General features: G+C 62.3%; 14 protein-coding genes. 7 read left to right on the top strand and 7 right to left on the bottom strand.

The annotated features are described in order from the left end of the window. Nucleotides 1-84: 84 nt before the first annotated feature. On the top strand, nt 85-321 hold the full coding sequence (locus tag AC4CWF_RS07205; protein ID WP_491284455.1) for a ribbon-helix-helix domain-containing protein: 237 nt from the start codon (nt 85-87) through the stop codon (nt 319-321). Nucleotides 322-447: 126 nt separating this feature from the next. Here the strand turns inward: AC4CWF_RS07205 and AC4CWF_RS07200 are convergent, their stop codons facing one another. Both AC4CWF_RS07200 and AC4CWF_RS07195 read right to left on the bottom strand, forming a co-directional pair. After that, a complete protein-coding gene (locus tag AC4CWF_RS07200; protein ID WP_491284453.1) occupies nt 448-4053 on the bottom strand; it encodes an AsmA family protein in 3606 nt (1201 codons plus the stop codon). Between the two features lie 204 nt (nt 4054-4257). Then, entirely contained in the window at nt 4258-5673 is a 1416-nt protein-coding gene (locus tag AC4CWF_RS07195) for an FAD-binding oxidoreductase (RefSeq protein WP_491284451.1), read from the bottom strand. A gap of 369 nt (nt 5674-6042) precedes the next feature. Between AC4CWF_RS07195 and AC4CWF_RS07190 the strand changes: the two genes are divergently transcribed. Then, entirely contained in the window at nt 6043-6609 is a 567-nt protein-coding gene (locus tag AC4CWF_RS07190; protein WP_491284449.1) for a hypothetical protein, read from the top strand. Nucleotides 6610-6671: 62 nt separating this feature from the next. Here the strand turns inward: AC4CWF_RS07190 and AC4CWF_RS07185 are convergent, their stop codons facing one another. Together AC4CWF_RS07185 and AC4CWF_RS07180 are read right to left on the bottom strand one after the other, a co-directional pair. Beyond that, a complete protein-coding gene (locus AC4CWF_RS07185; RefSeq protein ID WP_491284447.1) occupies nt 6672-9824 on the bottom strand; it encodes an efflux RND transporter permease subunit in 3153 nt (1050 codons plus the stop codon). Next, nucleotides 9821-11035 (bottom strand): efflux RND transporter periplasmic adaptor subunit, encoded by a 1215-nt coding sequence (locus AC4CWF_RS07180; RefSeq protein ID WP_491284445.1) that lies wholly within the window; start codon nt 11033-11035, stop codon nt 9821-9823. The genes AC4CWF_RS07185 and AC4CWF_RS07180 overlap by 4 nt, the downstream gene beginning before the upstream one ends. Nucleotides 11036-11306: 271 nt before the next feature. On the opposite strand from AC4CWF_RS07180, the gene AC4CWF_RS07175 reads away from it, so the two are divergent. Together AC4CWF_RS07175 and AC4CWF_RS07170 are read left to right on the top strand one after the other, a co-directional pair. Beyond that, a complete protein-coding gene (locus AC4CWF_RS07175) occupies nt 11307-13799 on the top strand; it encodes an ATP-dependent helicase (RefSeq protein WP_491284443.1) in 2493 nt (830 codons plus the stop codon). Between the two features lie 43 nt (nt 13800-13842). Then, complete coding sequence (locus AC4CWF_RS07170; RefSeq protein WP_491284441.1) at nt 13843-14991, top strand: amidohydrolase; 1149 nt, start codon at nt 13843-13845, stop codon at nt 14989-14991. Nucleotides 14992-15080: 89 nt separating this feature from the next. Here the strand turns inward: AC4CWF_RS07170 and AC4CWF_RS07165 are convergent, their stop codons facing one another. After that, complete coding sequence (locus tag AC4CWF_RS07165; RefSeq protein ID WP_491284439.1) at nt 15081-16355, bottom strand: DUF2778 domain-containing protein; 1275 nt, start codon at nt 16353-16355, stop codon at nt 15081-15083. Between the two features lie 359 nt (nt 16356-16714). Then, nucleotides 16715-17941 (bottom strand): YeeE/YedE family protein, encoded by a 1227-nt coding sequence (locus tag AC4CWF_RS07160; RefSeq protein WP_491284437.1) that lies wholly within the window; start codon nt 17939-17941, stop codon nt 16715-16717. 190 nt (nt 17942-18131) lie between these two features. Here AC4CWF_RS07160 and pncA point away from each other — a divergent pair, with 190 nt between their 5' ends. The 3 genes from pncA to AC4CWF_RS07145 all read left to right on the top strand — a co-directional run bounded on the left by pncA (nt 18132) and on the right by AC4CWF_RS07145 (nt 19922). After that, nucleotides 18132-18758, top strand: a complete 627-nt coding sequence (gene pncA / locus AC4CWF_RS07155) for a bifunctional nicotinamidase/pyrazinamidase (RefSeq protein ID WP_491284435.1) — start codon at nt 18132-18134, stop codon at nt 18756-18758. A gap of 142 nt (nt 18759-18900) precedes the next feature. Continuing rightward, nucleotides 18901-19608: an AzlC family ABC transporter permease gene (locus tag AC4CWF_RS07150; protein ID WP_491284433.1), complete on the top strand. Its 708-nt coding sequence runs from the start codon at nt 18901-18903 to the stop codon at nt 19606-19608. Next, the gene (locus AC4CWF_RS07145) at nt 19608-19922 is read left to right on the top strand and encodes an AzlD family protein (RefSeq protein ID WP_491284431.1); all 315 of its coding nucleotides are present in this window, start codon (nt 19608-19610) and stop codon (nt 19920-19922) included. The genes AC4CWF_RS07150 and AC4CWF_RS07145 overlap by 1 nt, the downstream gene beginning before the upstream one ends. A 19-nt stretch (nt 19923-19941) precedes the next feature. Here the strand turns inward: AC4CWF_RS07145 and AC4CWF_RS07140 are convergent, their stop codons facing one another. Further along, the gene (locus tag AC4CWF_RS07140; RefSeq protein WP_491284429.1) at nt 19942-21771 is read right to left on the bottom strand and encodes an aminopeptidase P family protein; all 1830 of its coding nucleotides are present in this window, start codon (nt 21769-21771) and stop codon (nt 19942-19944) included. Nucleotides 21772-21928: the final 157 nt, after the last annotated feature.

Here is a 21928-nt window from a genome sequence, read left to right as displayed (position 1 = left end):
GAATTCCAGTCGGATCAATGACTTACACCTTCGGGCGGACTCATTTTCCAAACCTCTTCAACCAATCGATCAGGGACAGCCGGCGTGATCCGCAAACACTCCGCCACGCTGCACGGCCACCGCACCAGCTTTTCGCTGGAGGCCGAATTTTTCGAAGACCTGAAATCCATTGCTGCCGCACGATCCATCAGCCTCGCCGCACTGATTGCCGAAATCGACGATGGGCGGGGGCCGGACAGCAACCTCTCCTCGGCGCTCCGGCTTTACGTGCTGGGCTGGGTGAAGGCCCATGGCGCGCCGACGGCCAGTTCGAATAACTGACTGTTCCTCCCTGACCTGTCATCAAACATTCAGGCCTGCCGCAGAGTCAGTCGCGCTTAAGCCTTCCGCTGAGTCAGCGTCCCACCGTGGCGACAGGCCGGTCAGCCGTCCCGGTATTCACCACCTTTATCGGAACAGGCCGTCGGCAGGCTGCATGTCGAAGACGGGCGGCTGTTGCTGGCGCTGCTGCTCGGCTTCGCGGCGTTGCTTTTGTTCTTCCTCGAGGCGGGCCCGCTCATCGGCTTCGGCCTTTTCACGCGCGAGCCGGCGTTCCTCTTCACGCACCGTATAAAGCGTCACCTCGCGGCGCAGGCGCTGCTTTTCCAGAACACTGGCCTGCAGCGTTTCCACACGCCGGCGCTCGCGCTCGAAGGCGCGCATGGAGAGGAAGTTCGTCATGGCCTCCACGTCGATCGCTTCCTCTGGCGCAGCGAGATCGCCATCATACCGCAAGGTGAGTGCCGGATCGGCACCCGCCAGCGCCTCGTCTCCGACGGCGTAGGACAGCCCGACTTCGCCGGTGAGACTGCTATCGGCAAGATCCATGCGCAACTCGCCGGAAAGTGCCGTGCCCCCGGCCTTTGCCGTGATGTTCTGCGCCCGCAACTGCCCGCCGGTGATGGTGAAGGGAACCGCGACGGCACCGAGAGTGGCGGAGCCTGTATGAATACGACGCTCGACCAGCGGCTGGACTTTTCCGGCCGTCACCTCTCCTTCGATGCGGTCGGCATCGGCCAGAAGACCCGGCATCAGCGAGGCGTTCAGGCTCGGCAGCACCACATCCGACAGCCGGATCGTTCCGGAACCACTGATGGCGGAGAGAAGATCGGCGGGGCTTTTCGCGGTGGCTTCCGCCGCCAGTTCCACACCCATCCTGCCCTGCGCCACGGGCTTGCCAGCCGCTTGCCAGAGCAGGCCGGCGAGATCGGCACCCTCCACCGTCAGGCGCGTCTGGAAAAGACCGACGCCGCCGCTGTGCGACATCGACAGGCGCCCGGCGAGCCGCCCGCCATGCCAGCTGCCGCTTGCATCTTCGAGCGACACCCCACCCGCCTTGCTGGTGAGGCGCCCGGCAAAACCATTGACCGGACCAAGTCCCAGCGTGTTCAGCGTGCGCGTCTTGAGATCAAGAGTGACATCCCAGCCGGCAAAGAGCGGCAGGGCAAATTCTTTCTGCGAGGCAGAACCGGTTTCCGGATTGGTGAGCGGACCATAGACGGTTTCAGCAAGCCAGCCGAGATCGGCGTTGTCGAGCGACAGCGCGCCGGTCACGGTCGGCACCGGCGCGGTGCGGGACAGCATCAACTGCCCGTCCAGCCGGTTGCCGGCCAGCGTACCGGCAAGGCCGCTTACGCCGATGTCTTCGCCGGTGACGGCGACATTTGCCTTCAGATCTGCCGAAAGGCCCATGCCGAACTGCGGCAGGCCGATGCCTGACGTCAGAAGCGTCGGCTCCAGATCCGTGCTTTTCAGCGTCACACCCAGAGATCCCTGCCCGAATTTTTCCGCCGAGAGCGCAATGCGACCGTCTGCCGACAGCGCGGTACGATCCGTCTGGTAAAGCAGTTTGGCAGCGGCCGGCGCCTCGCCATTTGTTTGCAGGGCAAGGGTCAGCCGCGCATCGCCATCGCCTTCGAAGGGCAACGTCTCCAACCCGGCCTGCCCGAGGATCGTGGAGGCTTGCGGGTTTGAGAGCGTCGCATCGAGCTTCAGTTCGGTTGCTGCCGTCAGGTCAAACAGGTTGGGCAAGGCCAGCTGCGCATCGACCGTTGTGCCATTCGTCTCACCGGCGACATGGGCCGAGACCCCGTTCGCCAGCGTCACGTCGGCCGAAAGCTTCGTATCGGCATACCAGGAGGCACTGCGGACGAGCTGCTCCAGCGCCGGGTGGCGCGGAAGCTGCTCACGCATCATGGCCAGAAACGGGCCCGGATCGAAGGCGCTGAAGGTCAGCTGGCCCGTGCCGGTGTAATCGAGGAAGGAGCCTTCCGCCCGGCCCTTGGCCGTCAGCTGTGCGCCGGCGATATCGCCAACGGTCAGCTTTTCCAGCGACAGCGCGCCATCGCCCAGCGTAAAGGCGGTCTCGACGTCATCTGCGGCAATGCCGAGCGCCGTCAGCCGGCCAGCCTTTAGATGGGCGACCAAGCGATGATCCAGCACCTGCTGGCCGGCATCACCACCCGTCAGCAGCGAGGCAAGCGCCCGCAACGCGTCAAAATCGATCTCGTTGCCGGCGAGATCCAGGGTCAGATCCGGCACGGCATCGACTGGCGACTTGCGCTCGACGCGGCCTTTCAGGATGGCAGGGCCGACCGAGAGTTCCAGCGCATTAAACCGCTGGAGGGTCGGCGTCAGGTCGACATCGGCGGAAAAGCCGGCGGTCTTCAGCTGGCGAATGGCCGGGTCCACCTGCCCCTTCAGCCAGTCCGCCAGACCCGATGGCTGGTTGGAGGCAAGAAGCATGGTGCCGACGAAGGACGGACCATCGACAAGCTTCAGCGCCCCTTGCGCTTCCACCCGCGTGCGGCCGGGAAGGATCGCCACGGCATTATCGACATTCCAGCCGGTGCCGGCCGGGCGCATGTTCAGTTCCACATCCCGCACGGTGGTGCCATCGGCAACGATGGCCGGCAGGCGGATGGTGGCGCGGCCCGGCACCTGCGGCACCGGAACACGCGCGGCCATCTCCACGAGTGCGTTCAGACGCCGCTGCGCCGAGGCATGCGGATCGCGGCCCGTCTTGCCGTTCACCAGTTCGCCCGTCAGGCGGTTCACATCCACCTGCTGCCCGTCGGCGGTCAGCAGGAATTCCGGCTTGTCACCGGTATCGAGCGTTGCCTCGCCCGTCACCACATACGGATTGTCGAGCGCACCCACCTCGACCCGGTACTCGGGAATGCGGATGCGGTCGTTTGTCAGCTCGAACTTGCCCTTGGTGCGCGGCGGTGGTGGCGGCTTGATGCCCTTCGGCACCACGGGCTCTACCGGCGCATCCAGGAAGGCCATCGAAAAATCGCCCTTGTAATCGGGCTTGCCGGCGGTCACGGCAAGCGCGCCATCCAGCTGCACTTCGACAGGCTGCACATCCGGGCGCACCTTCATGCGCAAGGGCACGGCACCGGAGACGGCATCGGGCGCGCCGCTCGACAGCGAAAACTGCGCTTCATAACCATCGAGCGTTGCATTGCCATCCGCACGCCAGGGGCCTGCCAGCGATGTCGCCGACATTTTGGCGGTAAGGCCTGTGAGGTGGCGCGTGCGGCCGGTGCCGTCATCGATGAATTCGATCTGGCCGCCCTCGATATGGACATCCTCCAGCACGACATTGCGCGCGGGAATATCCGGCTGGCTGCCACGCGTCCAGTCGAGGCGGCCGTCCTTCAAGAGGCGAATGCGGGCCTTCGGGTGCTCCAAACGCATGTCAAAAATGCGGGCTTCGCCGGAGAGGAAAGGTGCAAGCTCCATATCCATGGAAAACCGCTCGACCTGCACCAGCGGTGTGCCATCGACATCCTGCCCTACCCGGACATCATGCAGGGTGACCGAGGGAAACGGCAGGATGCGGGCATCGACGGCGCCATGGACGGAAACCTTCTTGCCGAGGATATGGCCAGCCTGCTCCTCGAACTCCCGTCGAAAATTCGACCAGTCGACGAAGAACGGCGCCAGCAAGGCCGTAAACAGCGCAATGACCACAAGGCCACCGAGCAACAGCATTATCCGTCCGAGCACCTGTTCATTCTCCTGAGAGCGCCGCCTGACTCAACAGATCCACCGGCCGCTCTAACATTTTGAATCGATTCGTCATTGTCCCGCGCCAGCCAAGCCCGCCTCCTCAGCAAGGCTTAAAACCTTCGCAGCTGCACTCTACCTGATAACCCCAACCGGTTTAAGAACAAAATTCCTGAACAGTCATAAAGCCTTAAGCGCGCCGGATCATGCGCCTTGGCGAAGGATCTTGCCGGGATTGAAGATATTGTGCGGATCAAGGCTGTGCTTGATCGCGCGCATCAGGTGAAGGGCGGAGCCGGCCTCCTGTTCCAGAAACGTCATCTTGCCCTGGCCAATGCCATGTTCGCCGGTGCAGGTGCCGCCCATGGCGAGCGCACGGCGGTTCAGCCTCTCGACAAAAGCTTCCGTGCGCGCGACAGCCTCAGCATCCTTGTCGTCAAACAGGATCAGCACGTGAAAATTACCATCGCCGGCATGCCCGACGATGGGCGCCAGAAAACCGTGTTCGACAATATCGGCATGGGTTTCAGCCACGCATTCTGCGAGCTGGGAAATCGGCACGCAGACATCGGTGGAGAGGCCAGCCAGATGCGGCGCAAGCGCCCGCGAGGCCCAATAGGCATCATGACGCGCCTTCCACAGCTTTGCGCGCTGCTGGGCATCGCCCGTCCACTGGAAATCTTCACCGCCGCATTCGGCGGCAATCATGGCAAACTGTTCCGATTGCAGCGGCACGGTGTCTTCCGTGCCGTGGAACTCGAGAAACAGCGTGGGCTTCTCGGCATAATTCAAGCCGGAATAGGCATTGCAGGCGCGCATCTGCACGGCATCCAGAAGCTCGATGCGGGCGACCGGAATGCCCATCTGGATGGTCATGATCACCGCGTCGCAGGCAGCTTTTACCGTCTCGAAGGCGCAGACCCCGCCGCCGATCTTTTCCGGAATGCCCTGCAGGCGCAGCGTGATCGAGGTGATGATGCCAAGCGTGCCTTCAGACCCGACGAAAAGTCGCGTCAGATCGTAACCGGCCGAGGATTTGCGCGCGCGGGTGCCCGTGACCACCTCCTCGCCATCGGCCGTCACCACGGTGAGCGAGAGAACATTGTCTTTCATCGTGCCGTAGCGCACCGCATTGGTGCCGGAAGCGCGGGTGGCCGTCATGCCGCCGATGGAGGCATTGGCGCCGGGATCAATCGGAAAGAACAGCCCCGTGTCGCGCAGATAGGTGTTCAGCGCCTCGCGCGTCACGCCGGGCTCCACCGTCACGTCGAGATCCTCAGGCGACACGCGCAGCACCTTGTCCATGCGGGTCGTATCGAGCGAAATCCCGCCGGAGGGCGCGTTCACCTGCCCTTCCAGCGAAGAGCCGGTGCCAAAGGCAATGACGGGCACACGGTGAGCGGCGCAAGCCTTCACCACCGTCTTGATATCCTCAACCGATTCGGCAAAAACCACGCCATCCGGCAGTTGCGGCGGCAGATAGGTCGTGGTGTGGGCGTGCTGCTCGCGAAAGGCCTGGCCGGTCTGCAACCGGTCACCAAGGCTCTGCTTCAAAATTCCAAGAACAGCCGCGATGCCCTCTTCATTGCGTGGGCCCGGTTGCGCGTCTCTCATCACCATCGTCATGTCTCCCGATCGGGCCATGTCCGCCCGTCATGTGCTGTAACGCTTGGTACGGGAGCCGTTGGTGGTTGTCCATATCGAAGGCAATTTCGCCTTCGCACTGGTTCCGTTGGCTCGTCGACCTGCACCGGGAGTGGGTGCTCTGGAGATAGCCCGTTTACCGTATCCGCGAAGACAATCAGCGGTGGCGTTGCTGGCGCAAAAGATGACAGCTAATAATTTTTTGCTTTCGAAGGTCGCCACGCGGGGCCTGGTTATCTTGTGCAGATGACAGCATTTTGCTGTGCCAAAGCATTTTTCAAACATGTTTGACCGCACACCCTGGCGCCGAACCGGCCCAGGCTGCCGGATATTGTTCAGGAACGGATGATGAAGTTTACTCAGATCGGGCTGGCCCTCAGCCTTTTTGCGCTTGCCGGATGCCAGACGGTGGACCCCAATTCCCCGCAGGAGCTGAAGAAGGCCGAGTATCAGCGCCTGATGACGGATGCCAACAAGGCAAACTGCAAGCTGCTGCTGCAGTTGAATACCCACCGCGCTCAGCAGAAAAAGGAGCTTGTGACCGACCATCGCTGCGGCGTCATCACCGGAACGAACCCGGCGGGCGGCATCCACCCGGTCAGCTTCGTTCCCGACCTTGCCATCAACGGCATTCCAATCCCCCTTGGCGGCCTGATGAAGCTTGCCGTGCAGATGGACCGCAACGACCGGGAAAACAAGGCGCTTGCAACGGCGCTGCCGGCATGGGCTTCGCAGAACGAGGGCGCCAAGCAGGCCTATCGCCTGCTCTTGTTCTTCAAGTTCACACCTGAGGAAATTGCTACTCTGAAGGATAGTCCCGACTTCAAGGACGCAGCCTACAGGAACGGCGCGAGTATGAAGTTTGCCGAGGCAAATCCTGAGATCGCCAAGGAGATGCGCCAACCCACCTGATGATCGGCTGCCGTAAAGAGCGTCCCGGCCGCCACGCGCGGCCAGGACTACCGGATGCCGGGCTACTCCGCCGCCAGAAGCGGTTTTTCCTCGGCATTGGCGGCCCCCCTATGGGCGCGCTCCAGTTCCTCGTGCAGGCGCTCTTCTTCATGAGAATGCGGCTTGGCGAAGCGGGCAATCAGCAGGTAGGCAACCGGCGTCACATACAGCGTCACCACCGTTGCAAGGCCTAGCCCGCCAACGATGACCCAGCCGAGCGCCACGCGCGCTTCGGCACCGGCACCGGCGGCCAGCACCAGCGGCACGCCACCGAGAATGGTGGCAATCATCGTCATCATGACAGGGCGAAGGCGCAGGCGGCAGGCTTCTTCGATGGCCTGGCGCACAGCAACACCCTGGTCACGCAGCTGATTGGCGAATTCGACGATGAGAATGCCGTTCTTCGCCATCACGCCGACGAGAAGCACAAGGCCGATCTGGCTATAGACGTTGAGCGTCGAGCCCGTGATCACAAGCGCAAAGACGGCGCAAGCCAAGCCGAGCGGCACCGTCGTCATGATGATCAGTGCCGACAGCACGCTTTCAAATTGCGCTGCCAGCACCAGGAAGATGATGGCGATGGCAAAACCGAAGGTGATGGCCATGCCATTGGCGTTTTCACCCAACGTCTTAGCTTCCGCCAAAGGCATAAGGCGAGAACCGTTCGGCAGCAGCGGCTGGGCAAGCCTTGTCACTTCCTCAAGGGCTGCACCGAGAGACACGCCATCGCCGAGGCTTGCCGAGAGCGACACGGACGCCATCTGCTGTTCGCGGTTGAGACGCGGCGAGACCGCTCCTTCCTTCAAGGTCGCGATGGTCGACATCGGCACGACCTTGCCGTCGCCCGTGCGCAGGAAAACGTTTTCCAGATCGGTCGGATCGTTGATCGGCTGCATGGAGGAGATGAGTTTCACCGGCAGCGCCTCGCCATCGACGAAGACATCGACGATGGAGCGTCCTTCGAGCAGCGCCTGCATGGAATTGGAAAGCCCGGTGATATCGATGCCGAGATCGGACGCGCGCTCGCGGTCGATGGAGACAGACAGCTGCGCCTGCGTCGGCTCGTTGTCGAGCCGCGGGGTGACGAAGGACGGGCTTTTCTCCATGGCCTGCACCAGCTGCAGCGCCGCCTGGGTGAGGCTTGCATGATCGGCACCGACCAGCGCCACCTGCAAACCGCTGCCGGCGCCACGAATGCGCAGGCTGTTCGACTGGATGGCAAAACCGCGAAGCGCCGGAACGCGGGCTGCCGCCGCATTGATGTCGCTTGCAATCTCATCCTGGCTGCGGGTGCGCTCTTCCCACGGCGCCAGCGTCATCACCATAAAGCCGGTGTTGGAGGAGCCACCCATGCCGGAAATCGAAAACAGATTACGGATTTCGCCGGAATCGATCAGCGGCTGCAGGTTTTCCTCCACCCGCTGCAACTGGTCCTGCGTATATTCAAGACTGACCCCTTGCGGTGCCGTAGCGCGCATCATCACCATCGAGCGATCCTCGCGCGGTGTCAGCTCGCTGGTGACCAGTCCGAAGGCGACATAGGCGGCGCCCATGATGACGGCGCAGACGGCAATGACCACAACAGGTGCATTCATGCAGAATTGCAATGTGCGGGCATAGGTGGCGGCAAACAGGTTGCCGAAACCGGCCAGCAGACCCTTCGGCTCCACCATCGGTTTTGTCAGCATGCGCGAGGCCAGCATCGGGCAAAGGGTCAGCGCGGTGATCGACGAGAGGCCGACGGCAAGCGCCAGCACGAAACCGAATTCGCGGAACAGGCCACCGAGCTGGCCTGGCAGGAAGGAGAGCGGGATGAAGACGGCGGCAAGGGTGGCGGTTGTTGCGAGAACCGCAAAAAACACTTCCTGCGTACCGAGAATGGCGGCAGCGCGTGGGCCCAACCCCTGCGTTCGCCGCCGCACGATGTTTTCCAGCACCACGATCGCATCGTCCACCACAAGACCGGTTGCGAGAACGATGGCGAGAAGCGTCAGGATGTTGATGGAAAAGCCAACGAGATAGATGGCCGACAGCGTGCCGATGAGGGCAACGGGCATGGTCAGTGCCGGAATGAGCGTGGCGCGCCAGTCCCGCAGGAAGAGGTAAAGCACGGCCACCACGATCAGCGCCGAAAGGCCGAGCGCCAGTTCCACCTCGTGCAGCGCGCCGCGAATGAAGGTGGCATCATCGGAGGTGATGACGATACGGGTGCCCTCCGGCATTGCCGCCTGCAGAGAGGCGACGGCGGCCGCAACGCCTGTCGAAATGTTGAGCGTATTCGACTGGGCCTGGCGGATGATGCCAAGACCCACGCCCTGCACGCCGTTCGAGCGCAGTGTCGTGGTGCCGTCATCCGGACCGAGCGTGACGCTTGCCACGTCGCGCAGGCGGATATTGTCCTTGATCAGCACGTTTTCAAAATCGGCCGGCGTCGACAGGTTTGCCGTGGCGCGCACAACGATATCCTGCGTGCGGCTGGTGAGCGATCCTGCCGGCACGTCGAGTGCTGCACTGGAAAGCGCACCCGACACATCCGCCACCGTCAGCCCGCGGCTTGCAAGCGCTGCCTGATTGATATCGACACGAAAGATCTTCTCCTGGTCGCCGTAAAGCTCGACGTCGGCCACGCCTTCCACGGCCGCCAGCCGGTCGCTGATTTCGTTGTCGACGAGAAGCGTCAGGTCTTCCATGGAGAGCGAGGAGGAGGTGACGGCAAGGCGCATGATCGGCTGCGAATCGGAATCGGCCTTGACGATGCGCGGATCGTCGGCGCTTTCCGGCAGCTGATCGGAAATGCGGCCGATGGCATCGCGCACGTCGTTTGCGGCAACAGCCAGATCCACCGTATCGTTAAATTCCATGGTGACGCGGCTGGCACCGAACTGCGATTCCGACGACAGACCCTTGAGGCCGGAGACGCGCGCCACGGCCCCTTCGATGACCTGGGTCAGTTCCTGGTCCACCGTCTGCGGGGCGGCGCCATCATAGGTCGTGCGCACGGTAATCACCGGCTGGTCGACATCGGGCAGTTCGCGCACCTCAACGCCCACGAGTGCGGCAAGGCCGGCCACAACGATCAGCGTGTTGATGACGGCGGCCAGAATGGGACGGCGCACGAAAAGCGCCGTGAAGGTGGCCTTGGAATCCTCGATCTTCAGGTCTGAATTATCGCTCATTGACGCGCCACCTCCGCCGGCTTCTCACCAGCCCCCTGCAGCCGCACCGGCTGGCCTTCGCGCACGCGCTGCAGGCCTTCGATGACGATCCTGTCTTCCGGTTTCAGATCCGCATTCACCAGCACCATATCAGGATTGCGCTGGATGATGGCAACACGCACCTTGGCAGCCTTGTCGGCCTCGATCTTCCAGACATAGGCGCCTTCGGCATCCCATTGCACCGAAAGCGGATCGACGGCCGGGAAGGTTTCACCCTCAAAGCGCATCGAGACGGCAAAGGACATGCCGGCCCGCAGCACATCAGTCTGGTTATCGATGCGGGCACGCACGCGAATGGTGCGGCTTGCCGCATCCACGCGGTTATCGATGCTTTCCACCTTGCCGGAAAACACCTGTCCGGGACGGCTGATCGAGGTTGCTTCCACCGCCATGCCCGGCGTGATGGCCGTGACGAAGCGCTCCGGTGCCCAGAAATCCACCAGGATTTCCGAACGGTCGTCCAGCGTCACAATGCTGGCCTGGGTGGTGACGTTGTCACCGACATTGATGGCAATGATGCCCGCAATCCCGTCGATGGGCGCGACGATATCGCGGCGGCGCAGGTTGAATTCGGCAGTGCTGACGGCAAGCTTTGCCGATTCCTCGGCAATCTGCGCATCGAGCACGTCAAGCCGGGCGACCGATTGCAGGTTGCGATAGGAGCTGGATTTTTCAACCGCACTGCGCAGCGAGACGCGAGCCTTGTCCAGTTCGATCTTCTGTTCTTCGTCATCGAGACGCGCCAGAACCTCGCCCTTTTTGACCTTCTGGCCGGAGGCGACAAGGATCTCATCAATTGTGCCGCTCGCCTGCGGCATAACAACGACAGACTGGATGGCGGTGCCGCTTCCGATGGCGTTCAAACGGTCGTTGACCTTGTCCATCACAACGGTACGGGTGACGACCAGCGGCGCACGCTGACCACCCGGGCCCCTGCCGCCCTGCCCTGCCTGACCACCTTGGCCACCGGCCCTTGCCGGCTGCGCGCCCGAATCGGAACCGCCATTGTTGCTGCCATTTCCGGACACTCCGGGCTGGACAAACGCCACGGCCTGTTGCGGAACGCCCATACGCACAAGCGCATGCCCGGCATCTGGACTGACGAACAGCCATAGACAGAGACCTGCAAACAGCATGACGAGACTGAGGAGCAATTGCTTCCAGATGCGCATTCGGCACTCCGATGGGGAGGATGAGATCGTACAAGTCAAAGTATCACGTTTAGCAAGGACTTAAGCAATGCCAGATTGCCAACCTTGCCGAATTGTAACCTAACGGATTTTCACGCTGGCGTGAACGGCGCTTCGTCAAATGCCTTGAGGGGCTAACCGGTTGAAAACCTGCCGATCTGCCCGGCTTTTCTCCATCGCTGAGGCGGCAGGCTGGAATAAAAGCAGAACATGCTCTATGGCCATGTTCTTCGCAAATCATTAGATTGGCCTGATGACGAACAGTTTTGACGATATTCCGTTCTTCGACGAAGAGCCGGATCACACGCCACGCCAGAAACCTGCCGCACCGCCTGCCGGAGCAGCAACACCGGCGCCGGGTGGGCTTGGCCTTGCCGCCCGCGCCATGGCCGCGCGTGACCAGCACCGGATGCCCGACTATCTCTCCGGCCTCAACCCGGAACAGCGCGACGCCGTGGAAAGCATGGATGGCCCGGTTCTGGTGCTCGCCGGCGCCGGCACCGGCAAGACGCGGGTGCTGACCACCCGCATCGCCCATATTCTGGCGACCAACCGCGCCTATCCGAGCCAGATCTTGGCCGTCACCTTCACCAACAAGGCAGCGCGCGAGATGAAGGAGCGCATTGGCGTTCTCGTCGGTGGCGCCGTCGAGGGCATGCCGTGGCTCGGCACCTTCCACTCCATCGGCGTCAAGATCCTGCGACGCCATGCGGAACTCGCCGGTCTTCGCTCCGATTTCTCCATTCTCGACACCGATGACGTGATCCGGCTGATCAAGCAACTGATCCAGGCCGAAGGTCTGGATGACAAGCGCTGGCCGGCTCGCCAGTTCGCCGGCATGATCGACACCTGGAAGAACAAAGGCCTGACGCCAAAAGACATTCCCGAGGGCGATGCGCGCGCCTTTGCCAATGGCAAGGGCCGCGAGCTTTACGCCGCCTATCAGGGCCGGTTGAAGACGCTGAATGCCTGCGATTTCGGCGATCTTCTGCTGCACCCGATCGACATTTTTCGCCGCAACCCGGATATCCTGCGCGAGTACCACCAGAAATTCCGCTACATCCTGGTGGACGAGTATCAGGACACCAATACCGCGCAGTATATGTGGCTGAGGCTTCTCGCCCAACGCCCGAAAGACGTGCCGCAAAACGTCTGCTGCGTCGGCGATGACGACCAGTCGATCTATGGCTGGCGCGGCGCGGAGGTGGATAATATCCTGCGCTTCGAGAAAGATTTCCTCGGCGCCAAGGTCATCCGTCTCGAGCGCAATTACCGCTCGACCGAACATATTCTGGGCGCTGCCGGCCATCTGATTGCCCATAATGAAGGCCGCCTCGGCAAGACGCTGTTTACCGAGCGCACCGATCCCGATGACGAAAAGGTGATCGTCCACGCCGCCTGGGATTCGGAAGAGGAGGCGCGTGCCGTCGGCGAAGAGATCGAACAGCTGCAACGCTCCGGTCATGCGCTGAACAACATTGCCATCCTCGTGCGCGCCTCTTTCCAGATGCGCGAATTCGAAGACCGCTTCGTGACGCTTGGCCTCAACTACCGCGTCATCGGCGGCCCGCGCTTTTACGAGCGGCTCGAAATCCGCGATGCGATGGCCTACTTCCGCCTCGTCTGCCAGCCGGCCGACGATCTCGCCTTCGAGCGCATCATCAACACGCCTAAACGCGGCTTGGGTGATACGACGGTGCGCAACCTGCATGATTATGCCCGCGCCCGCGACATTCCGATGCTGTCTGCCGCTGGCGATATCATCGAGACGGACGAATTGAAGCCGAAGGCCCGCAAGGCGCTGTTCGACGTGGTGCAGAGCTTTGCCCGCTGGAGCGAGCGGCTGGAAAACACGCCGCATACCGAGCTTGCCGAGCAGATCCTCGAAGAGTCGGGCTATACCGACATGTGGAAAAACGACAAATCCGCCGAAGGCCCCGGCCGCCTCGACAACCTGAAGGAACTCATCCGCTCGATGGAGGCGTTCGAGAGCATGCGCGGCTTCCTCGAGCATGTCTCGCTGGTAATGGATGTCGAGCAGAACGAAAACCTCGATGCCGTCTCGATCATGACGCTGCATTCGGCCAAGGGGCTGGAATTCGAAACCGTGATCCTGCCCGGCTGGGAAGAAGGCCTGTTTCCGCACCAGCGCGCGCTGGATGAAGGCGGCCGCTCAGGGCTGGAGGAAGAACGCCGCCTTGCCTATGTCGGCATCACCCGCGCAAAACGCCGCTGCCACATCTGGTTCGTTTCCAACCGGCGCATCCACGGGCTCTGGCAATCCACCATGCCCTCGCGCTTCCTCGATGAACTGCCGGCAGCCCACGTGGACGTCGCTGCCGCCGCCGATACCGGTTACGGCGGTTATGGCGGGCGCGGCGGTTATGGCCAATCGCGCTTCGACAAGGCCGAACCCTTCCAGAATTCCTACTCGACACCCGGCTGGAAACGCGCCCAGGCCAACAAGACCGATGCCACCCGCGACAACTGGGGCAGCCGCTCCGGCCATGCGGTGGAGCGCATCGGCTACGGCGAAAGCGGCCCGAAGGCACGCACCATCGATGGCGAACTGGTGGCCAAATCGGTCGCCACCACGCCGTCAAAGTTTACGGTCGGCGACCGCGTCTTCCACATAAAATTCGGCAACGGCCACGTCGCCTGCATCGAAGGCAACAAGCTGACCATCGATTTCGACAAGGCCGGCCAGAAGCGCGTGCTGGATGGGTTTGTGGAGAAGGTCAGCTAACCCTCCCTCGCTTCCCCCGAACTGGCAGAAAAGGACCGCCCGCATGAACCTTGTCGAAAGCGATTTTGTGGAGCTTGCCAAATGGCGCCAGCATCTCCATGCCATGCCGGAAGTCTCTGGCGAGGAGCATGAGACGGCGGCGGAGGTAGTGCGGTTTCTGGAGGGCGTGTCGCCGGACGAGATTTTCACCGGGCTTGGCGGAACGGGCGTTGCTGCTGTTTACAAAGGGGCCGCGGCCGGCCCAAACGTGATGTTTCGCGCCGAACTGGATGCGCTTCCCATCGCGGAATTGTCGAGTGACCTGCCGCATCGCTCCAAGATAGCCGGCAAGGGCCACATGTGCGGCCATGACGGGCATATGGCAACGCTTGCAGCGCTTGCCGTTTCCTTCTCAAAAAAACGCCCGGCCTCCGGCCGCATGATCCTGCTGTTCCAGCCGGCGGAGGAAACCGGAGCGGGTGCCGCGACCGTTCTGGCGGACGAAAAATTCAAAAACCTCACACCGGACTATACGTTTTCGCTGCACAACATGCCGGGCATCCCCTTCGGCAAAAGCTGGATCCGGGCGGGTGCGGCCAATTGCGCCTCCTGCGGGCTAAAGATCAGTTTTACCGGCAAGACGGCGCATGCCTCCATGCCGGAAACCGGTGTCTCGCCGGCCCCGGCCGTCGCGAGCCTCATTCCGGCGCTGACGGACCTGCGCAAGGGCGATATCCGCGATGGCGATCTTGTTCTGGCAACCGTTACGCATGTATCGGTTGGCGAACCCGCCTTCGGCATCGCGCCGGGTTCTGCCGAGCTTTGGGTAACGCTGCGCACGGTGAACGACGATGCGATGGCGGACGTGCGGGAAAAGGCCGAGGCGCTGGCGACGCAGGCGGCCAACGCGCATGGCCTTGCCGTCTCCTTCAGCTATCACGATGAATTTCGCCACTGCATGAACGATGCAGACGCCGTCGAGATGATCCGCGCGGCGCTCGATGCGGAAAATCTGCCGCATGAGGCAGGCGAGACATTTCGGGCTTCGGAGGATTTCGGCCGGTTTGCGGATGTGTCGAAATCGGCGATGTTCTTTCTCGGTGCCGGTGAAAACCATCCGGCCCTGCATAACCCGACCTATGATTTTCCTGACGCGCTGATTCCGATCGGCGCCCGCATCTTCAAGCGGATTGCCGACGATCTTCTCGGTTGAACAGCGCTCGCGACGGCATCAGCTCCACACGAAAATGCCGCAGGCTCTTGCGGGCCTGCGGCATTTTTCGTGAAAACAGGAGATAAGGATCAGCCGTCGTTTTTAAGGTAATCGACCAGCGTGCGGCGGGCCTCACCATCCGCTCCGCCATCCGTCGATGGCGGTGCGCCGCGCGGGTTGATCTTGCGCATAGCGGTTGCCGGGATGCTGCCGTTGTGGCGGTCGACGATGATCATGTGGGTGATTTCGCCGCGCTGGAAGGCTTTGAGGAACCGGTTGTAATCGGCAAAGGCGACGCAGCCGTGCGAATCGCCGCGTGTGCGCAGAAGGTAGCTATGAGCGAGAAGACCGGTGCGGCCGAGCGGTGCCACGCCATCGGTCGGCGTCAGGCGGATCGCAGCCACGCCGTGGAACAGCTGCTCGCGCATGGAGAGCTTGTATGTGCCGGGCGGTGTCGGGCCGCGCATCTTCACATGGGTGAATTTCGGGTTGTCGCGCATCTCGCCGATGCCGGAATGGGCTTCGAGCTTTTCGCCGTTCGGCATGTGAACGACGCCGTTCGTGATGTCATAAACGGCAATCTTGGAGCCGCCGCGGTCGGGCCACGGCACGGCCGGCGTTATGCTCTTCATCGGGTTTTCAGGCCGTGCGAAGGCGAGTGCCTGCGGGGCTTCCTGCTCTTCCTCTTCGGCCTCCTGCGGAGCGCCGGTGCGGCCGGGCTTGACGACAGCACGCTCTGCCGGCTTGGCCATCGCAAGCGCCAGCGCATTGGCCGGCGGCCGGCCGACAGGCAGCGGACCTGCCATCGGCAGGCTGTCGTCCTCATCCGGGCCGATTGCCTGAGCCACGGCAAGTTCCGCCGGGCTCTGCAGGTCAGCCACTTCCACTTCGCCGCCTTCAGCATTGCCGGCGGGCGAAGCATCCCAGGCTGTTTCGGTGGGCGGTGCGATCAGCACGGTGTTTTCGAGCGCCGAAGCAAGCGCGGTTTTCACCGCCTCCCCTTCAGGGCGCTTTTCGGCAAGGCTTGCAAATTTCTTGGCATCTTCCGCCGCCGCCAATGCAACCGAAAGGCTGTCCTTGACGTTATCGGCTGCGGCCCGCGTGGCTGTGAGATGGGCAAAATGCGCATCCTCCAGCCGGGCGGCCTTCGGTGTTGCGCCGGATGAGAGGCGTGAAAATTTCGCAACGCGAATCACGCGCTCGTCCGAGACCGGCGCAGCGAGCGGCTTCAGGTCAAGGGACGCGCGCAGTTGATAGCTGAAATTCGAAGGCTGGATGGAGGCCATGCTGTGCACGGTCGCCAAGGCTGCGATCATCCAGGCACCGACGGCAAGGCCGGTGCCCACCAGCATCGTATATTTCATCAGACCGCGCGAGGCGGGCGTCTTGGCTTGATATCGTGAGGTTCGTGGGACAGATCGCTCCGTCGCAAAAGCCAGTGCCATGATACGCTTCACCCTTTTACCGCTACTCGAACACACGGCACAAAACACCGCACACAAAAGGAGAGACCAACACCGGACCTGTGGCGCAGGCCCACGGTCTCTTCCGAACAGCGATCAGGATGACGAATTATGGTAACCAATGTGTTTACGTGGCCCCCTCTTCAGTACGAAGGCCATTATAAACGGATACGGCCGGAAGTTTAGCGAAAATGCGACAAAGGCGCGGCAAAGCCTCAGATTTGCCGCGCCTTCGCAATTTCCGGTAGAAATTCTATGGTTTATCCATCGTTACCACGCACTTTTACGCGTTCGAAAAAGAACCACGGACGTAAACGAACCCCGATCACATTTCCGGCAAAAGCAGCAATCGCCCAGAGATAACCGTGCAGGCTGCCCGAGGCGATCCCGGAAAAGTAGGCGCCGATATTACATCCGTAAGCGATTCGCGCGCCGTATCCGAGCAGCAGACCACCCACCACTGCGGCAAGGACCGAGCGCAGCGGAATATCCAGCGAGGGGGCAAACTTGCCGGCAAGCGCTGCCGCCAGCATGGCGCCGGCGATAATGCCGAAATCCATGACCGAGGTGACATCGGCAAACACGCTGGATGCCAGCGCCTTGGCATTGCCCGGCGTCTGCCAGTAGGCCCATTGCGCCACATCGATGCCGATCAGTTGCGCGCCCTTGGCGCCCCAGAGCGCAAAGGCCGACGTGATGCCCCAGGGGCGACCGGCAATGGCAAGCGTCGCGAAGTTGAGGAGAACCAGTGCCACGGCACCGGCCACCAGCGGCCAGGGCCCGCGCAGATAACGCTGGAAGCCTGTGCGAACAGGGAGAGGCTCCTGTTCCAGACTGCCGCGCCGGCGCCGTTCCACAACGACGGTGATGGCGGCGATCGCGCCAAAGATCAGCAATGAGACGACAATGCCGCCCAGCGCGCCAAAACTCTGGAAAAGAGCGGTCGGCGGCAGCGACGGCAGGCTTGTCCACCAGTTGAAATGCAGCGTGCCGAGAAGTGAGCCGACAATGAAGAAAAACAGCGTGACCAGCATGCGGGCATTGCCGCCGCCGGCGGTAAACAGTGTGCCCGACGCGCATCCACCGCCAAGCTGCATGCCGACGCCGAACATGAAGGCACCGGCGATGACGCCGAGACCGGCCGGCGAGATGTTGCCGCGCACCTCATGGCCAAACAGCGTTCCGCCTGACAGAACGGGGAAAAACAGGATGACGGCAAGCGCCAGCAGCAGCATCTGCACGCGAAGTCCGCGCCCCCTGCCCTCGGCAATGAACACGCGCCATGCCGACGTGAAACCAAAAGCGGCGTGATACAGCGAAATGCCAAGCGCCCCGCCAATCAGAAACAGTGCGCCCTGCGCCGGGCCATGGGTAAAGCCGAGCGCCAACGTGCCGGCCACCAGCACCAGAAGCGCTGCAAGCCCCGGCGCGCCAAGCGGCGGCAGGTTCGATGCGCGTGGCGCAATCGAAGAGTTTGCGAAAGTCATGACGATCTCCTGAAGGTATGCGCTTGAGATAGGGCGCAAGGCCCGCCGCTTCGAGGAATGTCGTTCCAAGTTCGCCGCAAGCAGCGGAAAGACGTTCCTGCCGAGCGGGAACGACGCTTCTGCGACGACGGTGCTTGATCCGCCGCGTAAGGCTTGGCATCTTGAGCGATCAAAACGCATGGAGACGATCATGAAGGCCCTGCTGCTCATCGATATCCAGAACGGTTTCTGCCCTGGCGGAAACCTGCCCGTGGCGGGGGGAGACCAGATCGTGCCCATCGTCAACCGGCTGATCGAGGAAGGCTCCTATGATCTGGTGGCGGCCTCGCAGGACTGGCATCCGGAACACCACGGCAGCTTTGCCTCGCAGCATCCGGGCAAAAAGCCGTTCGACATGGGCGAACTGTCCGGCAAGCCGCAGGTTCTGTGGCCGGATCACTGCGTGCAGGAAACTCCGGATGCGGAATTTCATCCGGATCTGAATACGGATGCCATCGACTATATTCAGCAGAAGGGCGAAAACCCTGCGGTGGACAGCTATTCGGCCTTTCGCGACAATGATCAGGCGGCCATTACCGGCCTTGCCGGATACCTTCGGGCGCAGCAGGTGAGCGAACTCGACATCTGCGGCCTTGCAACCGATTACTGCGTAAAATTTTCGGCTCTCGATGCCCGCACCATGCTGCCGGATGTGAAGGTGCGCTTCATCGAGGATGCCAGCCGGGGAATCGATCCCGCAGGCGTTGCCGCTGCGATTGCAGAGATGCGTGACAATGGTGTGGTGATCGTCACCAGCGGTGCAATCCTCGCCGACTAAATGCTGCAGCCGGCAGTCACTGGGGGCGGACGTCATCATCCCCAACTGCCGGTTTCAACGAAATGCATGATGGTATCAGTATTCCTGTCTTGTCCCCATTGATGGAGCGCTTTACCAGCGGGGCTCATCAAGGGGACAAGATATGCGCAGCACTTTTTTCCGGCAGGGCGCCAAGGCCGGCATGGTCATCGGGTTTTCCACGATGCCTTTCGGGCTGCTGTTTGGCGCCGTCGCTGTCGATGGCGGCATGACGCCCTTCCAGGCCACGATGATGAGCGGCATCATTTTTGGTGGTGCCAGCCAGCTGGTCGGCGTGCAGATGTTCGGCACACACGTTCCGGCCTGGCTGATCGTGCTGTCGGTTTTTGCGGTGAACTTCCGGCACATTCTATATTCCGCAGCGCTTTCCCCGCATCTGCGTAGCTACTCGCGTCCGGCTCGTCTCAGCGCGTTGTTTTTCCTGACAGACCCCCAGTTTGCGGAAGCCTCCAAACAGGTCGACCAGCACGGCAAGGTCGAGCCCGCCTGGTATTTCGGCATGGCCTTCGTGATCTATGGACTGTGGGTTGCAAGTTCGGCCATCGGCGCCCTGTTCGGGCGGATGGTCGGCAATCCGGCATCGCTGGGCTTCGACGTGCTGCTGCCGGTCTATTTTCTCGGCCTCGTGCTCGGCTTTCGCCGGCGCCCGCTGTTTTCCGCCGTGGTGCCGGTCAGCGCCGTCGCCTCCATCCTTGCCATGCACACGGTCGGATCGCCCTGGCATGTCAGCATCGGTGCGCTGGCCGGCATCATCGCTGCCCTTTTCCTGCACAAACCCGCCGAAAACGCCCGCGACGAGAGGTCCCTCTGATGGAACATCTGACCGATCTCCACACCGCGCTGGTCATTCTGGCGGCAGGCCTTGCGACCTACCTGACCCGGATCGGCGGCCATCTTCTGATCAGCAACATGACGCGGATCCCGCCACGGCTGGAGACGGCGCTGAATGCCGTTCCGGCAGCGGTTCTGACCACGCTTGTGGCACCGGCTTTCTTCGATGGCGGCATCGAGGTGAAGATCGCCATGGTGGTAGCGCTGCTCGTCGGCTTGCGCCATCCGGGCCTGCCGCTGCTGATCGCCGGCTGGGGCGCAGCCATGCTGCTGCGCCACTTCGTCGTTTCCTGATTCTTTCCCGAAGAAGACGTCAGAGCGGCTGCGTGGCCTGCTCCAGCCAAGCTAGGACGTCTGCATCCGAAATGAGCGGCGAGAGCTTTTCACGCACAGTGGCATGGTAGGCATCAAGCCACTGCTGCTCCTCCTCGGTCAGCAGTGCCTTCACCACCAGCCGCCGGTCGATCGGGCACCAAGTCAGCGTCTCAAACCCCATCATCGGCAGATCGCCGCCTTCGATAGGCTGCAGGTCCGTGACAAAAATCAGGTTTTCGATGCGGATACCGAACGAGCCGGGACGATAATAACCGGGTTCGTTGGAGAGGATCATGCCCGGCAGCAGTTCCTGCGTCGAAAGACGGGCGATGCGCTGCGGCCCCTCATGCACGGAAAGATAAGAACCGACGCCATGGCCCGTGCCATGGGCGAAATCGGCGCCGGCCTTCCAGAGCGCGATACGCGCCAGCGGATCGAGATCGCAGCCGCGCGAACCCTTGGGAAAGCGCGCCACGGAAATGGCGATCATGCCCTTCAGCACCAGCGTGAAGAACTTTTTCTGCTCCTCCGGCACGGCACCGATGGCAACCGTGCGGGTAATGTCCGTCGTGCCGTTGATGTATTGCGCGCCGGAATCGATGAGGAAGAGTTCGCCGGGTTCCAGCACCCGGTCCGTTTCGGTCGTCACCCGGTAATGCATGATGGCGCCATGCTCGCCGGCACCGGAAATCGTGTCGAAGGAAATATCCTTCAACGGGTTCTGCAGGCTTTCACCGACACGGGCGCGAAACGCTTCCAGCGCATTGACCGCCCTGATTTCGCTGACGGTTCCCGGTTGCTGGCCATACAGCCAATGCAGGAAGGCCACCATCGCGGCCCCATCCTGCACATGAGCCTCTGCCGAACCACGAAGCTCCACGGCATTCTTGACGGCGCGCGGCAGACGGGCGGGATCCGTCGCCTCGACCACGACGCCGCCGGCATCCTCGATCACCTTTGCCAGCGCGATTGCCGTTGCATCGGCATCGATGAGGATTTTTGCGCCGCCCGTGGCGTAATGCGCCAGCCGTGCCGGAAGCTCCGACGGTTCGAACCGGACAGAAAGCGCATCGAGATGACGGGCCACTTCCGCACCAACCTTTTGCGCTGCGATGAACAGCTCGGCCTTGCCATCATCGAGAATGATGGCGCGGGCCAGAGGATGCGGCGTATGCGGCACGTCGGCACCACGGATGTTGAAGATCCAGGCAATCGACGAGGGATCGGCAATGAGGACAGCGCGGGCACTTTTTTCGACGAGACCCTTGGCGATCATCGCGATCTTTTCAGCGGCGGGCTTGCCGGCATGCATGTCCTGCTGCACGGCAACCGCGCCCATCGGCTCGGACGGACGATCCTGCCAGATGGCATCGAGCGGGTTGTGATCGAGCATGACGAGGCTTCCGCCGCGCGCCGCAAGCGCCGTCGTCAGCCGCTTCACTTCGGCGCCGGCGTGCAGCCAGGGATCGATGCCAAGACGCAGGCCCTTTGGTGCATGGGCGGCAATCCAGCTGTGCGGCGGCTCGCCAACGAGGTCGCCGGGCGTGAAGGTGTCCGCATCGACCTGCTGGACGAGCTGCGTCGTATAACGCCCATCGACAAACACGATGGCCTGCGACCGCAGGATCAGCGCCATGCCGGCCGATCCGGTAAAACCGGTCAGCCACGACAGGCGCTCGGCCGAGGCCGGCACGTATTCGCCCTGGAATTCATCGGCACGCGGCACGAGAAAACCGTCGATCCCGAGGTCATCGAACCGCTCGCGCAGGGTTTTGACGCGCGCCGGGCCGGCAGCAGGGGACGAGGTGGTTTCGAACGACTGGAACATGGATCTACTTTCGATAGGGGCGATTCCGTTTCGGGCGCGATGTTACCCGAAAATTACCGCCGGACCAGATTGCCGCGCAAATGATGCGCAATTGTGCAGGGATGAGGCACTTCTGGCGCCAATCTTCGCAACCTATGCGTCGCAAGCATGACACCCC

Source organism: Neorhizobium sp. PAMB6630 (assembly GCF_058242775.1).
The sequence above is the reverse complement of the archived record's forward strand: the minus strand, read 5'-3'. Positions and strand labels throughout refer to the sequence as shown.

What these genes read in the sequence shown, in the direction of transcription:
- AC4CWF_RS07150 (WP_491284433.1), top strand. Translation starts at nt 18,901, where the DNA reads ATGCGCAGCACTTTTTTCCGGCAGGGCGCCAAGGCCGGCATGGTCATC.
- AC4CWF_RS07165 (WP_491284439.1), bottom strand. Translation starts at nt 16,355, where the DNA reads ATGAAATATACGATGCTGGTGGGCACCGGCCTTGCCGTCGGTGCCTGG.
- AC4CWF_RS07185 (WP_491284447.1), bottom strand. Translation starts at nt 9,824, where the DNA reads ATGAGCGATAATTCAGACCTGAAGATCGAGGATTCCAAGGCCACCTTC.
- AC4CWF_RS07190 (WP_491284449.1), top strand. Translation starts at nt 6,043, where the DNA reads ATGATGAAGTTTACTCAGATCGGGCTGGCCCTCAGCCTTTTTGCGCTT.
- AC4CWF_RS07170 (WP_491284441.1), top strand. Translation starts at nt 13,843, where the DNA reads ATGAACCTTGTCGAAAGCGATTTTGTGGAGCTTGCCAAATGGCGCCAG.
- AC4CWF_RS07140 (WP_491284429.1), bottom strand. Translation starts at nt 21,771, where the DNA reads ATGTTCCAGTCGTTCGAAACCACCTCGTCCCCTGCTGCCGGCCCGGCG.
- AC4CWF_RS07175 (WP_491284443.1), top strand. Translation starts at nt 11,307, where the DNA reads ATGACGAACAGTTTTGACGATATTCCGTTCTTCGACGAAGAGCCGGAT.
- AC4CWF_RS07145 (WP_491284431.1), top strand. Translation starts at nt 19,608, where the DNA reads ATGGAACATCTGACCGATCTCCACACCGCGCTGGTCATTCTGGCGGCA.
- AC4CWF_RS07195 (WP_491284451.1), bottom strand. Translation starts at nt 5,673, where the DNA reads ATGGTGATGAGAGACGCGCAACCGGGCCCACGCAATGAAGAGGGCATC.
- AC4CWF_RS07180 (WP_491284445.1), bottom strand. Translation starts at nt 11,035, where the DNA reads ATGCGCATCTGGAAGCAATTGCTCCTCAGTCTCGTCATGCTGTTTGCA.
- pncA (WP_491284435.1), top strand. Translation starts at nt 18,132, where the DNA reads ATGAAGGCCCTGCTGCTCATCGATATCCAGAACGGTTTCTGCCCTGGC.
- AC4CWF_RS07160 (WP_491284437.1), bottom strand. Translation starts at nt 17,941, where the DNA reads ATGACTTTCGCAAACTCTTCGATTGCGCCACGCGCATCGAACCTGCCG.